We start from the raw sequence: 13646 nt of genomic DNA, 5'->3' as shown, positions 1-13646 counted from the left end.
CGTTAAACTTCGAGGAAGTTCAGGATCCCATCAGCGGCTTTACGGCCTTCAGCAATAGCGGTTACAACCAGGTCAGAACCACGAACGGCGTCGCCGCCAGCAAAGATTTTCGGGTTGCTGGTCTGGAATGCATTTTCGCTACCTTCCGGGGCGATAATACGACCCTGGCTGTCCAGCTCAACGCTGTGTTTTTCCAGCCAATGCATAGCGTGTGGGCGGAAACCGAACGCCATAATGACCGCATCAGCAGGTACAACGTGCTCTGAACCGGCAACGATTTCCGGGCGACGGCGGCCATTGGCATCCGGAGCACCCAGCTCGGTGCGGGCAAACTTCACGCCCGATACTTTACCGTTGGCATTAGTTTCAACACCTAATGGCTGTGCGTTAAACTGGAATTCCACACCTTCTTCGCGCGCGTTTTTCACTTCGCGCTTAGAGCCTGGCATGTTCTCTTCATCACGGCGGTAAGCACAGATGACGTGCGTTGCACCCTGGCGAATAGAAGAACGTACGCAGTCCATCGCAGTATCACCACCGCCAAGTACCACGACACGCTTGCCTTCCATATTCACATACGGCTCTTCTGGTGAGTCACCGAAGCCCATGATCTTTTTGGTGTTAGCAATGAGGAACGGCAGGGCGTCAAACACGCCTGTTGCGTCTTCATTCTCTAAACCACCGCGCATTGACTGATAAGTCCCCACGCCAAGGAATACGGAATCATACTCTTTAAGCAGGTCGTCAATCTGAACGTCACGGCCAACTTCGGTGTTGAGCTTAAATTCGATACCCATGCCGCCGAAGATCTCACGGCGTTTGGTCATCACTTCTTTTTCCAGCTTGAACGCTGGAATACCGAAGGTCAGCAGGCCACCAATTTCAGGGTGACGATCATAAACCACCGCTTTCACACCGTTACGCGCCAGCACATCAGCACATGCAAGCCCAGCAGGGCCAGCACCGATGATAGCCACGCGTTTGCCGGTTTGTTTCACGCCAGTCAGGTCGGGTTTCCAGCCCATCTCAATCGCTTTATCGTTGATATAGCGCTCGATGTTACCGATGGTGACGGCACCAAACTCGTCGTTCAGCGTACAAGAACCTTCGCAAAGACGGTCTTGTGGGCAAACTCGGCCACACACTTCCGGCAGGCTGTTTGTCTGGTGGGACAATTCAGCTGCTTCAATGATGCGCCCTTCGTTGGCCAGTTTCAGCCAGTTTGGAATGTAGTTATGAACCGGGCATTTCCATTCACAGTACGGGTTACCGCAAGACAGGCAGCGATCTGCCTGTGCTTTGGCCTGGCCTTCTGAGAACGGCTCGTAAATTTCCACAAATTCAATTTTACGGATCTTGAGCGGTTTCTTTGGCGGATCTACGCGCTGTAAGTCGATAAATTGATAAACGTTTTGACTCATCGTGACCTCTTACTGCGCCTGTACCCGCAGCTCTGCTGCAGAGCGACTACGGTGACCCAACAATGCTTTGACATCACTGGACTTAGGTTTAACCAACGTGAATTTCGGGGCAAATGCCGGCCAGTTAGCCAGAATTTCTTCACCGCGCTGGGAACCCGTCAGTTGCACATGCTCGGTAATCATACCGCGCAGGTGTTCTTCGTGGATGGCCAGTTCTTCAACATTGATAAGCTCAACCAGCTCAGGGTTAACGCGTTTACGGAAATCACCGTCTTCATCCAGCACGTAAGCGAAACCACCGGTCATACCCGCACCGAAGTTCACCCCTGTTTTACCGATGACGCAGACGATACCGCCAGTCATGTATTCACAACCGTTATCGCCAATGCCTTCAACAACGGTAATAGCACCGGAGTTACGCACTGCGAAACGCTCACCCGCACGGCCAGCAGCATAAAGTTTGCCGCCTGTTGCACCGTACAAACAGGTGTTACCGATGATGGTCGCTTCGTGGCTGCGGAAGGCGGAGCCCACCGGAGGACGCAACGAGATTAAACCGCCTGCCATACCTTTGCCGACGTAGTCGTTGGCATCGCCAGTCAAGTGCAGTTCAACGCCACCGGCATTCCACACGCCGAAACTCTGCCCGGCAGTACCGCTGAAATGCGCTTTAATCGGATCGGCAGCCAGACCCTGGTCACCGTTATGCTGTGCGATATAACCAGACAGCGTAGCGCCGACAGAACGGTCGGTGTTGCGGATATCAAACCAGAACGTTTTGCTCTGTTTGTCATCCACATACTGTTTCGCCTGAGCGAGCAGTTGAGCGTTCAGGTCACCTTTATCAAACGGCGGGTTCGTTTCGGTCCAGTACACTGCTTTGCCCGGCATAGGCTCAGCCGTTTTCAGCAGGTTAGACAGATCCAGGTTTTGTTGTTTGGCAGTGAAACCCTCCAGCTCTTTGAGCAGTTCGGTACGGCCAATCAAGTCAACCAGGCGCTTCACGCCTAACTGCGCCATCAACTCACGTGTTTCACGGGCAATGAATTCAAAGTAGTTTGTCACTTTGAATGGCAGGCCGTGATAGTGGTTTTTACGCAGTTTTTCATCCTGAGTTGCAACACCGGTTGCGCAGTTATTCAGGTGGCAAATACGCAGGTATTTACAACCCAATGCGACCATTGGACCGGTACCGAAACCAAAGCTTTCAGCGCCAAGAATCGCGGCCTTGATGATGTCTAAGCCCGTTTTCAGGCCGCCATCAACTTGCAGGCGAATCTTATGACGCAGGCCGTTGGCAACCAGTGCCTGTTGTGTTTCCACCAGACCCAGTTCCCACGGGCAACCCGCATATTTCACTGATGACAGCGGGCTTGCGCCGGTACCACCGTCGTAACCGGCGATAGTAATCAGGTCGGCATAGGCTTTCGCCACACCTGTTGCGATGGTGCCAACGCCAGGTTCGGAAACCAGTTTGACAGAGATCATCGCCTTCGGGTTGACCTGTTTCAGGTCGAAAATCAGCTGCGCCAAATCTTCGATAGAGTAAATGTCGTGGTGTGGCGGAGGCGAAATCAGCGTAACGCCAGGCACGGAATAACGCAGTTTTGCAATATACGGCGTGACCTTATCACCCGGCAACTGACCACCTTCGCCAGGCTTAGCACCCTGAGCGACTTTAATCTGGATAACATCGGCGTTCACCAGGTAAGCCGGGGTCACACCGAAGCGGCCAGAAGCCACCTGTTTGATACGGGACACTTTATTGGTGCCGTAACGCGCAGGGTCTTCACCACCTTCACCGGAGTTGGAATTGCCACCGATGCTGTTCATCGCTTCTGCCAGAGATTCGTGTGCTTCCGGGCTTAACGCACCGATAGACATCGCGGCAGTATCAAAGCGTTTGTACAGTTCAGTCGCTGGCTCCACGTCTTCAATTTTGACCGTTTCGCCTTGCGGATCGAGTGCGAGCATATCGCGCAGTGTTGCCACCGGGCGCTCGTTTACAAGCTTCGCGTACGCTTGGTAGTCTTTGTAATCGCCGCTGTTCACCGCTTTTTGCAGCGTCTGAACCACATCAGGGTTATAAGCGTGATATTCGCCACCGTGGACATATTTCAGCTGGCCGCCTTGATCTAACGGCTTACGCGCTAACCATGCGCGCTTGGACAGATTCAGCAAGTCTTGCTGGAAGTCGTTGAAACCTGCACCACCAATACGGCTGACAACGCCCTGGAAGCACAGCTCAGAAACTTCTTTATGCAGGCCGACCGCTTCAAACAGCTTCGAGCAACGATAAGAGGCGATAGTCGAGATGCCCATTTTGGACATGATCTTGTACAGGCCTTTATTGATGCCGTTGCGGTAGTTTTGCATCACTGCACGGTAAGATTTTTCGATAGCGCCGTTATCAACCAGCTTCGCCAACGTTTCATAAGCGAGGTATGGGTAGATTGCGGTTGCGCCAAAGCCGAGCAGAACAGCGAAGTGGTGCGGGTCACGCGCACTTGCCGTTTCGACAATAATGTTCGCATCGCAACGCAGATTCTTCTCGACCAGGCGAGTCTGAATCGCACCTACTGCCATTGGTGCAGGAACCGGCAGGCGATCTTTCGCGATGTTACGGTCAGACAGCACTAACAGAACCGTACCGTTGCGAACCATGCGTTCAGCTTCATCGCACAGTGCGCAAACCGTTTCGTGCAGCGACTGAGCGGCGGCATCGTAAGTGATGTCCAGCGTGTCTGCGCGGTAATGCTCTTCTTCAAGCGTTGTAAGCTGCTGGAAATCAGACCACAACAGAATTGGCGATTTGAAGCTCAGGCGGTGAGCCTGGCCTTCAGCTTCACAGAAGACGTTCATTTCACGGCCAATACTGGTCGCAAGCGACATGACATGTGCTTCACGCAGCGGATCGATTGGCGGGTTGGTTACCTGCGCAAACTGCTGACGGAAGTAGTCATAAATGATACGCGGTTGGCTTGAGAGCACGGCAAATGGGGTATCGTCACCCATTGAGCCGACTGCCTCCTGGCCATTCTCACCCAGCACACGAATCACTGAATCCAGTTCTTCAACGCTGTAGTTGAACTGCTTCTGGAAACTGGCCAGCGTATCGTCATCGAGTTCTCGTGTACCGACTTCTTCATCTGGCAAATCTTCAAACGGCACCAGACGGCGAACGTTATTTTCCATCCACTCTTTATACGGGTGGCGGCTTTTCAGATCGCCATCCGTTTCAGCTGAATGCAAAATACGGCCGATACGGGTATCGATTACCATCAGCTCACCAGGGCCTACACGACCTTTCTCGACGACTTCATCAGGCTGGTAATCCCAGATCCCGACTTCAGACGCACAAGTGATGAGCTTATCTTTGGTGATAACGTAGCGTGCCGGACGCAGGCCGTTACGGTCCAGGTTACAGGCGGCGTAGCGCCCATCGGACATAACGATACCGGCCGGACCATCCCACGGCTCCATGTGCATGGAGTTAAAGTCGAAGAAGGCGCGCAGCTCCGGGTCCATGTTCGGGTTGTTCTGCCAGGCTGGTGGCACTAACAGACGCATGGCACGAACAATATCCATCCCGCCTGCCAGCAGCAGTTCCAGCATGTTATCCATTGAGCTTGAGTCGGAACCCGTTTCGTTCACGAATGGCGCTGCGTCATGCAAATCTGGGATCAGCGGAGTCTGGAATTTATAGGTACGCGCACGCGCCCACTGACGGTTACCGGTGATGGTGTTGATTTCACCGTTGTGTGCCAGGTAGCGGAACGGCTGAGCCAGCGGCCAGCGTGGTACGGTGTTGGTGGAGAAACGCTGGTGGAACAGGCAAATAGCCGATTCCAGGCGCAAGTCCGCCAGGTCCAGGTAAAAGCGCGGCAAATCTGCCGGCATACACAGACCTTTATAGATGTTAACCAGGTTGGAGAGACTACAAACGTAGAAGTCTTTATCCTGGATACGTTTCTCAATGCGGCGACGGGCGATAAACAGGCGACGTTCCATATCACGTGGGCGCCAGCCGGCCGGAGCATTAACAAAAATTTGTTCGATGCGAGGCTTTGAGGAGAGGGCGATTTCACCGAGTACGTCTTCGTTAGTTGGCACTTCGCGCCAGCCAACAATCGACAGGGTCTCGTTTTGCAACTCTTCTTCAACGATACGACGGCTTGCTTTAGCCAGTGCATCGTCTTTGTTTAAGAAAATCATGCCGACGGCATAATTTTTTGCCAAACGCCAGCCACGCTCTTCCGCAACGATTCGGAAGAAACGGTCAGGCTTTTGCAACAGCAGGCCACAACCATCACCGGTTTTACCATCGGCGAGGATTGCTCCACGGTGTTGCATTCGGGCCAGTGCGTGAATAGCAGTACGCACTACCTTGTGGCTAGGTTCGCCTTCTATGTGGGCGATCAGGCCGAAACCACAGTTATCCTTCTCAAGGGATTTATCGTACAACATATCAGTGAACCTCCCCAGGCTCTACGTGATTCCCGATACCGATTGCGTCCAGACGCAGCAAGGGCATGGCGACGGGGTTTGCGCATCTACGCTCACCTCGCGTGTCGCCCTCTTTATGTCTAACGCATCCGGTTGCACAAGTATTGAGGACTTGCTTTAGAGGGAATCTTAATTACTGCATAAATATGGTGGGCACAGAACCCACCCAGAAAGCTTCCAGCGGATTTCCAAGTTATCGGGAAAGCGCACACAGGTCAAATGGCATTCTTATTTATACGATTATGTACTAAATTCTATTTAACATCATGAATGTAAACATTTTATTATCATTTTTGTCGTATTTAAGCGGCAGGAGGATCGCCTGGGTATTGTGATCTCTCTCACTATCTGGCGGGCTGCAAAATTCCAGACCGTGCTGGCAATGCTTAAGTTGGCAGGATCTTGTGCTATCAATGAGGTCTGGCGTGTTGTATGCCACTGTTTTTCACAAGGGCACATATTCTTTAAAAATAGAGGGTCAATATAAGGAAAAGTAATCATCTTTTGTGTGCGTAAAATTGCACTAATTTTGCATTATTATGCAATAGATAAAGCTGCGCCAAAGCGATTGATCCAGGTCATCGCTAAATTGGACAGAAAATGGCAGGCTACGTCCCTTTTACAGGGCGGCCCATCAGATTATGCAGTTACAAAAATTAGTCAATATGTTTGGTGGGGATCTTCAGCGTCGTTACGGCCATAAGGTCCATAAACTCACGCTACACGGCGGTTTCAGTTGCCCAAACCGCGACGGCACTATTGGGCGTGGTGGCTGTACTTTTTGCAATGTGGCCTCTTTTGCCGATGAAACCCAACAAAACCACACTATCGCTGATCAACTGGAGCGCCAGTCGCAGTTGGTGAACCGTGCACAACACTATCTTGCATATTTTCAGGCGTACACCAGTACGTGGGCGGAAGTACAGGTGCTGCGTTCGATGTACCAACAAGCCGTCAGTAAGGCATCTATTGTTGGGCTATGCGTTGGCACACGCCCGGATTGTGTACCGGACAGCGTGCTGGATTTGTTAAGCGAATACCATGAGAAAGGCTATGAGGTCTGGTTAGAGCTGGGCTTGCAGACGGCACATGATAAAACGCTACATCGTATTAATCGTGGGCATGATTTTGCCTGCTACCAGGAAACCACGCGCCGCGCCCGGGATCGGGGTTTAAAAGTGTGCAGCCATTTGATTGTCGGCTTGCCGGGTGAAAAACACGATCACTGTATGGAAACGCTGGAAAAAGTGGTTGAGACCGGTGTTGATGGCATCAAACTTCATCCATTACACATTGTTGACGGCAGCACGATGGCCAAAAGCTGGCAGGTAGGGCGGTTACAGGCTATTGAATTAGAAGAGTATGCGGCCATCGCAGGGGAGATGATTCGCCATACTCCGCTTGATGTTGTGTTCCATCGCATTTCGGCGAATGCCCGACGGCCCACGTTGCTGGCACCGCTGTGGTGTGAGAACCGCTGGAGTGGAATGGGGGCGATTGACAGCTATCTGAATGAGCACGGTACGCAAGGTTCGGCACTCGGTACCCCGTGGAACCCGACAATTCTGTTGTAATTCCTGAGCGTGTGATCTTTTTGCGGTATATTTAGCAGATTGTAAGCGAGGGAAACGTTCCATGAAGCAAATCCGGTTACTGGCACAATATTACGTTGATTTGATGGTGAAGCTCGGATTAGTGCGCTTCTCGTTGTTGCTGGCCTCTGCCCTTGTGGTGCTGGCTATTGTGGTGCAAATGGCCGTGACCATGCTGTTACGTGGCCAGGTTGAAAGTATTGATGTCGTCCGTTCTATCTTCTTTGGCCTGTTAATTACGCCCTGGGCCGTCTATTTCCTTTCCGTGGTGGTTGAGCAGCTCGAAGAGTCGCGCCAGCGGCTTTCAAAGCTGGTGCAGAAACTTGAAGAGATGCGCGAACGCGATCTAAAACTCAATGTGCAGCTCAAAGACAACATTGCACAGTTGAACCAGGAAATTGCCGACCGCGTTAAAGCTGAAGATGAACGCCATACCATGCTCGAGCAGTTGAAAGTTGAGATGCAGGAGCGTGAAGAGACGCAACTCCAGCTTGAGCAGCAGTCGTCATTCTTACGCTCTTTCCTTGATGCTTCCCCGGACCTGGTTTTCTATCGCAATGAGGACAAAGAGTTTTCGGGTTGTAACCGTGCGATGGAGCTGTTGACGGGCAAAAGCGAAAAACAGCTGATCAGCCTGAAACCGGAAGATGTCTATTCGCCAGAAGCGGCGCAGAAGGTTATCGAAACCGACGAAAAAGTCTTCCGCCACAATGTTTCTCTCACCTACGAACAATGGCTGGATTACCCGGATGGGCGCAAAGCCTGTTTTGAAATTCGTAAAGTGCCTTATTACGACCGCGTGGGTAAACGCCACGGGTTAATGGGCTTTGGTCGCGATATAACCGAGCGTAAACGCTACCAGGATGCGCTTGAGCGTGCCAGCCGTGACAAGACCACCTTCATTTCTACAATCAGCCACGAGCTGCGTACACCGCTCAATGGCATTGTCGGTTTGAGCCGTATCTTGCTGGATACTGAGCTTAACCCGGAACAAACAAACTACCTGAAAACCATTCACGTTTCAGCGATTACGCTTGGTAATATTTTCAACGATATCATTGATATGGATAAGCTTGAGCGCCGTAAAGTTCAGCTTGATAACCAGCCGATTGATTTCACCAGTTTCCTGGCTGATCTGGAAAACCTCTCCGGTTTACAGGCGCAGCAAAAAGGGCTGAAGCTTGAAATGAACCCGACGCTACCGTTGCCGCACAAAGTCGTGACGGACGGAACGCGTTTGCGCCAGATCTTGTGGAACCTTATCAGCAACGCCGTGAAGTTCACCCCGAAAGGCGGGTTAGTCGCTGTGCGTGTGCAGTATGAAGAAGAAAATACGCTTCGCTTCGAAGTGCAGGATTCCGGTATTGGCATTCCGCAGGATGAGCAAGACAAGATTTTTGCTATGTACTATCAGGTGAAAGACAGCCACGGTGGTAAACCGGCAACGGGTACAGGAATCGGTTTGGCAGTGTCGCGTCGCCTGGCCAAGAGTATGGGCGGTGATATTACCGTCAGCAGCAAACCGGGTGAAGGCTCGCTGTTTACCCTGACCATTCAGGCTCCACGCGTTGCGGATGAAGTCGAAGATACTCTCGACGATGATGAAATGCCGCTGCCTGCTTTACACGTTCTGCTGGTGGAAGATATTGAACTCAACGTCATTGTTGCGCGTTCGGTGCTTGAGAAATTGGGCAACAGCGTGGATGTTGCGATGACCGGCAAAGAGGCGCTGGAAAAATTCACCCCAGGGGAATATGACCTGGTGCTGCTGGATATCCAGTTACCGGACATGACCGGGCTGGATATTTCCCGGCAGCTAACCACACGTTACACGCGTGACGAGTTACCGCCGCTGGTAGCCTTGACGGCTAACGTATTGAAAGATAAAAAAGAGTACCTGGATGCTGGCATGGATGATGTGCTAAGCAAACCACTCGCAGTTCCGGCGTTGATGGCGATGATCCAAAAATTCTGGGACAACCAACAGTCAGAGTCTGAAAAGGAGTCTCAAATGCCTCAAGTTAATAGCGAAAAGCAACAAGCATTGCTCGATATCCCGATGCTTGAGCAATACATGGACTTAGTAGGGCCAAAACTGATTACTGATGGGCTGGCGATGTTTGAAAAAATGATGCCGGGTTACCTGAGTGTGCTGGACTCCAATATGACGGCTCGCGACCAAAAAGGCGTGGTGGAAGAAGGCCATAAAATTAAAGGTGCGGCGGGTTCCATTGGGTTGCGTCACTTGCAGCAAATAGCTCAACAAATTCAGTCTCCGGACTTACCAGCCTGGTCAGAAAATGTCGGTGAGTGGATTGAAGAGTTGAAGCAAGAGTGGCAACACGATGTTGATGTTCTGAAGGTCTGGGTGGCGAACGCTCCCAAAAAATGACCCCGGATAAACCGGGGTGCGCGAATTCTGCGCCAACACCAGGGAAAAAGTAGGCTGCGCCGTTGAGTTATAAGTATTTATCTAAATGGCACAGCCGATAATCTTGTGTGCTGCTCAGGCATTAAGATAGCAAATCTTAAATAGATTGTTACGTGAATCAGTAAAATGTGTGAACCATAGCGATCTAATTATCATAACTGATGATAAAAAATTGCATGATGAAAAGGAATGGCTGAATGAAGAAGATTGGTGTGGTGCTCAGTGGTTGTGGGGTTTACGACGGTAGTGAGATTCATGAAGCTGTTATTACCCTGCTGGCAATCGCTCGTTCTGGCGCTGAAGCCGTTTGTTTTGCACCTGATAAACCTCAAGCAGACGTTATTAATCACCTGACTAATAATAAGGTTAACGAGCATCGTAATGTGCTCGCAGAAGCGGCGCGAATCACTCGCGGTGCGATCACTCCATTAGCTCAGGCCGATGCCAGTGAACTGGATGCGCTGATTGTTCCGGGCGGTTTTGGTGCCGCTAAGAATTTGTGCGATTTTGCCAGCCAGGGCATTGAATGCCAGGTTGATGCTGATTTTCGCCGCCTGGTTCGAGACTGCCATGCTCAGGGAAAACCGCTCGGTTTTATGTGCATCGCGCCTGTAATGCTGCCAAAAATCCTCGACGTCCCGGTACGTTTAACCATTGGTACCGATATTGATACCGCAGAAATAGTCGAAGAGATGGGGGCTGAACACGTCCCTTGCCCGGTCGATGACATCGTGGTTGATGAAGAGCATAAAGTCGTGACGACGCCTGCTTATATGCTGGCGACGCGCATTGATGAGGCCGCGATGGGTATCGAGAAGCTGGTGGCTCGCGTTCTGGATCTAACGGCATGAGGAAAGGGCGTTTTGCGCTTTGGCCTCTTCTCAAGCGCTGGTTGTTACGCGGCGTTCTGGCGCTGGCAGGGATCTGGCTGGCGGGAATTATTCTGTTTAGTTTTTTACCGGTGCCATTTTCGGCAGTGATGGTAGAACGGCAATTCAGTGCCTGGTTCTCAGGTGATTTTGGCTATGTGGCACATTCTGATTGGGTCAGCATGGATGAAATCTCACCGTGGATGGGGCTTGCGGTTATTGCAGCAGAAGATCAGAAATTCCCTGACCACTGGGGCTTTGATGTTGCGGCTATCGAAAAGGCTGTGGCTCACAATGAACGCAATGAAAACCGCGTTCGTGGTGCCTCGACACTTTCTCAACAGACAGCTAAAAATCTGTTCCTGTGGGATGGTCGTAGCTACGTGCGAAAAGGTCTTGAGGCTGGGTTAACACTCGGCATGGAAGTGGTCTGGACTAAGCGCCGCATTTTGACGGTTTACCTGAATATTGCGGAATTTGGCGAAGGGATTTTTGGCGTGGAAGCAGCGTCACAGCGCTATTTCCATAAACCTGCAAGTCGTCTGACAGCATCGGAAGCTGCATTGCTCGCCGCAGTATTACCCAATCCTATTCGCTTTAAAGCGAATGCGCCTTCAGGCTATGTACGGCAGCGGCAGCAATGGATTTTGCGCCAGATGCGCCAGCTAGGTGGCGAATCGTTCCTGGCGCAGAATGAATTGAAGTGAGTTAGTCTTCATCAAACCCGGAATTAAACAGCGCGATAACGGCATTCAATGCTTGTTCTTCTTCCGGCCCGGTGACTTCAATTTCAATATGACCACCCTTGGCTGAATCTAACATCAGCAGGGCAATCACGCTGTTAGCTTCAGCCTCCGTACCTGCTTCATTACGCAGCATCACTTCGGCATCAAAGCTTTGCACCAGTTCGAACAGTTTCATCGCCGGGCGTGCGTGCATGCCCAGCTTGTTGGTTATCTCAACGGTCTGTTTTACGGTCATGTTTTGCGTTTTTCCAGCGTACGGTGACGGGATTGCACGTTTTTACCGCGTGAGCGGAAGTAGTCTGCCAGTTGCTCAGCAATATATACCGAACGGTGTTTACCGCCAGTACAGCCAATCGCCACAGTCAGATAGCTGCGGTTATTAGTTTCCAGCATAGGTAACCATAGCTCAAGATAGCTGCGCGTCTGGTAGATAAAGTTATGCACTTCGGTGTGACGGTCGAGGAACGCCGCAACAGGCCTGTCAAGACCGGTCATAGGACGCAGTTTTGGATCCCAGTGCGGGTTTGGCAAGAAGCGCACGTCAAACACGTAGTCCGCATCGATCGGGATACCGTGTTTAAAGCCGAAGGATTCGAACACCATCGTCAGTTCGCGCTCGCGTTTACCAAGCAGGCGCGTACGCAGCATTTCCGCGAGTTCATGTACCGACATTTCAGAGGTGTCGATGATCAAGTCAGCTCTGGATTTCAGTGGCTCCAGCAGGTCACTTTCTTCATCAATTGCACTTTCCAGCGACAGATTTTTGCTGGAAAGCGGATGCAAACGACGCGTGTCGCTATAACGACGAATCAGCGTGTTGCGATCGGCATCGAGGAACAATAATTGCGGCGAGAATGAATCAGGCAGATTGGTCATCGCCTGTTCAAAAATTTCCGGGTTTTCCGGCATGTTACGCACATCGATGCTGACTGCCGCAGAAATTTTTCGCTCTGCGAGAGTTTTGGCAAGATCAGGCAACAGCACCACTGGTAGGTTATCTACGCAGTAGAATCCCATATCTTCTAGTGCACGCAAGGCTACAGACTTCCCTGAACCAGAGCGGCCGCTGACAATCATCAGCACCATTTTATCACTCCCCCAACTTCTCTTGCTGTGGCATCAAGATAACCGCAGCCAGATTATTCATTTTCACTACCTTGTTCTGTTTCGGTAATGATCTGATAAAGCTCTTCATCGCTCTGTGCTGAACGCAGGCGTCGACAAATTGTTTTGTCTGCCAGGCGTTTAGCCACCAGGGACAAAGTATGTAAATGCGTTTTTGTTTGATCTGCTGGTACCAGCAGCGCAAACATCAAATCTACGGGTTGATTATCAATAGCGTCGAAGGCGATAGGCGTTTCGAGTTTAATAAACACCCCAACAGCGCGGGTGGTATCTTCTTCCAGTTTCCCATGGGGAATGGCGATACCATTACCGATGCCGGTACTGCCCATGCGTTCACGCGTCAGCACAGCTTCAAAGACCACTTGTGGTGGCAGGCCGAGTTGCTTCGCCGCCAGCTCACTGATGATTTCCAGCGCACGTTTTTTACTTTGGCAATGTACATTGGTACGCGTACATTCCTTGTTCAGGACATGACTAAGTTGTAGAGCAGAATCGTTGTTCATCATAAGTTCACCTAAGCCCCCTGTTATGCTAACGGCCCGTTACTCCTGGTAACGAGCCGTCTATACCCATCATCTTTTTAGTTACAGCCACACGCCTGCAACTCGAAAACTAATGGCTATATGCTGAAACAGTTGCCCGGATTATTAGTGTTGTTTTAGTTTATCTTTATGTTTGGTTAACTGGCGTGCCAGTTTATCAATCAAACCATCAATTGCCGCATACATATCCTGCCCATCTGAGCTGGCATGTATTTCACCCCCATTTACATGGAGCGTTGCGTCAGCAATGTGCGTGACCTTTTCCACCTTTAACACAATGTAGACCTGGTTAATTCTATCGAAGTACTGCTCCAGTTTGGCAAACTTCGTACTCACAAAATCGCGCAGTGCGTCAGTGATTTCGACGTTTTGTCCTGTAATGTTGAGCTGCATAGTGTCTTCCTTATCGGTTAA

Annotated in this window: 10 protein-coding genes; 4 read left to right on the top strand and 6 right to left on the bottom strand. The window is 51.0% G+C overall.

What is annotated here, in order from left to right:
* Nucleotides 1–2: 2 nt before the first annotated feature.
* Both M975_RS16635 and gltB read right to left on the bottom strand, forming a co-directional pair.
* The gene (locus M975_RS16635) at nucleotides 3–1421 is read right to left on the bottom strand and encodes a glutamate synthase small subunit (RefSeq protein WP_064561017.1); all 1419 of its coding nucleotides are present in this window, start codon (nucleotides 1419–1421) and stop codon (nucleotides 3–5) included.
* A 9-nt stretch (nucleotides 1422–1430) separates the two neighbouring features.
* On the bottom strand, nucleotides 1431–5888 hold the full coding sequence (gene gltB, locus M975_RS16630; RefSeq protein ID WP_074388390.1) for a glutamate synthase large subunit: 4458 nt from the start codon (nucleotides 5886–5888) through the stop codon (nucleotides 1431–1433).
* Between the two features lie 680 nt (nucleotides 5889–6568).
* Between gltB and mnmL the strand changes: the two genes are divergently transcribed.
* From mnmL to mtgA, 4 genes are all read left to right on the top strand, one after another.
* Complete coding sequence (gene mnmL, locus M975_RS16625; RefSeq protein ID WP_064561016.1) at nucleotides 6569–7501, top strand: tRNA modification radical SAM protein MnmL/YtqA; 933 nt, start codon at nucleotides 6569–6571, stop codon at nucleotides 7499–7501.
* A 61-nt stretch (nucleotides 7502–7562) separates the two neighbouring features.
* Nucleotides 7563–9911: an aerobic respiration two-component sensor histidine kinase ArcB gene (arcB, locus tag M975_RS16620; protein ID WP_064561015.1), complete on the top strand. Its 2349-nt coding sequence runs from the start codon at nucleotides 7563–7565 to the stop codon at nucleotides 9909–9911.
* A 236-nt stretch (nucleotides 9912–10147) separates the two neighbouring features.
* Nucleotides 10148–10801 (top strand): isoprenoid biosynthesis glyoxalase ElbB, encoded by a 654-nt coding sequence (gene elbB / locus M975_RS16615; RefSeq protein WP_064561014.1) that lies wholly within the window; start codon nucleotides 10148–10150, stop codon nucleotides 10799–10801.
* On the top strand, nucleotides 10798–11526 hold the full coding sequence (mtgA, locus tag M975_RS16610; protein ID WP_064561013.1) for a monofunctional biosynthetic peptidoglycan transglycosylase: 729 nt from the start codon (nucleotides 10798–10800) through the stop codon (nucleotides 11524–11526). The genes elbB and mtgA overlap by 4 nt, the downstream gene beginning before the upstream one ends.
* A 1-nt stretch (nucleotide 11527) precedes the next feature.
* Here mtgA and npr read toward each other — a convergent pair whose 3' ends face one another.
* The 4 genes from npr to hpf form a co-directional block, all read right to left on the bottom strand.
* The gene (gene npr / locus M975_RS16605) at nucleotides 11528–11800 is read right to left on the bottom strand and encodes a PTS phosphocarrier protein NPr (RefSeq protein ID WP_034459769.1); all 273 of its coding nucleotides are present in this window, start codon (nucleotides 11798–11800) and stop codon (nucleotides 11528–11530) included.
* Nucleotides 11797–12651, bottom strand: coding sequence for an RNase adapter RapZ (rapZ, locus tag M975_RS16600; protein WP_064561012.1), 855 nt, complete (start codon nucleotides 12649–12651; stop codon nucleotides 11797–11799). Before rapZ ends, npr begins: the two co-directional genes overlap by 4 nt.
* Before the next feature lie 53 nt (nucleotides 12652–12704).
* Nucleotides 12705–13196 carry a PTS IIA-like nitrogen regulatory protein PtsN gene (gene ptsN / locus M975_RS16595; protein ID WP_064561011.1) on the bottom strand — a complete coding sequence of 164 codons (492 nt, stop codon included), beginning with the start codon at nucleotides 13194–13196 and terminating at the stop codon, nucleotides 12705–12707.
* Nucleotides 13197–13337: 141 nt separating this feature from the next.
* Entirely contained in the window at nucleotides 13338–13625 is a 288-nt protein-coding gene (hpf, locus tag M975_RS16590; protein ID WP_064514104.1) for a ribosome hibernation promoting factor, read from the bottom strand.
* Between the last annotated feature and the right edge of the window lie 21 nt (nucleotides 13626–13646).

The organism is Buttiauxella brennerae ATCC 51605 (assembly GCF_001654925.1).
In the GTDB taxonomy this organism is placed as follows: domain Bacteria; phylum Pseudomonadota; class Gammaproteobacteria; order Enterobacterales; family Enterobacteriaceae; genus Buttiauxella; species Buttiauxella brennerae.
Note: the sequence above shows the minus strand (reverse complement) of the source record. Positions and strands in the feature narration are given on the sequence as shown.

Bases quoted from the DNA above. Each gene is read 5' to 3' on its own strand.
- arcB (WP_064561015.1), top strand. From the start codon at position 7,563: ATGAAGCAAATCCGGTTACTGGCACAATATTACGTTGATTTGATGGTG.
- elbB (WP_064561014.1), top strand. From the start codon at position 10,148: ATGAAGAAGATTGGTGTGGTGCTCAGTGGTTGTGGGGTTTACGACGGT.
- rapZ (WP_064561012.1), bottom strand. From the start codon at position 12,651: ATGGTGCTGATGATTGTCAGCGGCCGCTCTGGTTCAGGGAAGTCTGTA.
- npr (WP_034459769.1), bottom strand. From the start codon at position 11,800: ATGACCGTAAAACAGACCGTTGAGATAACCAACAAGCTGGGCATGCAC.
- hpf (WP_064514104.1), bottom strand. From the start codon at position 13,625: ATGCAGCTCAACATTACAGGACAAAACGTCGAAATCACTGACGCACTG.
- ptsN (WP_064561011.1), bottom strand. From the start codon at position 13,196: ATGATGAACAACGATTCTGCTCTACAACTTAGTCATGTCCTGAACAAG.
- mtgA (WP_064561013.1), top strand. From the start codon at position 10,798: ATGAGGAAAGGGCGTTTTGCGCTTTGGCCTCTTCTCAAGCGCTGGTTG.
- M975_RS16635 (WP_064561017.1), bottom strand. From the start codon at position 1,421: ATGAGTCAAAACGTTTATCAATTTATCGACTTACAGCGCGTAGATCCG.
- gltB (WP_074388390.1), bottom strand. From the start codon at position 5,888: ATGTTGTACGATAAATCCCTTGAGAAGGATAACTGTGGTTTCGGCCTG.
- mnmL (WP_064561016.1), top strand. From the start codon at position 6,569: ATGCAGTTACAAAAATTAGTCAATATGTTTGGTGGGGATCTTCAGCGT.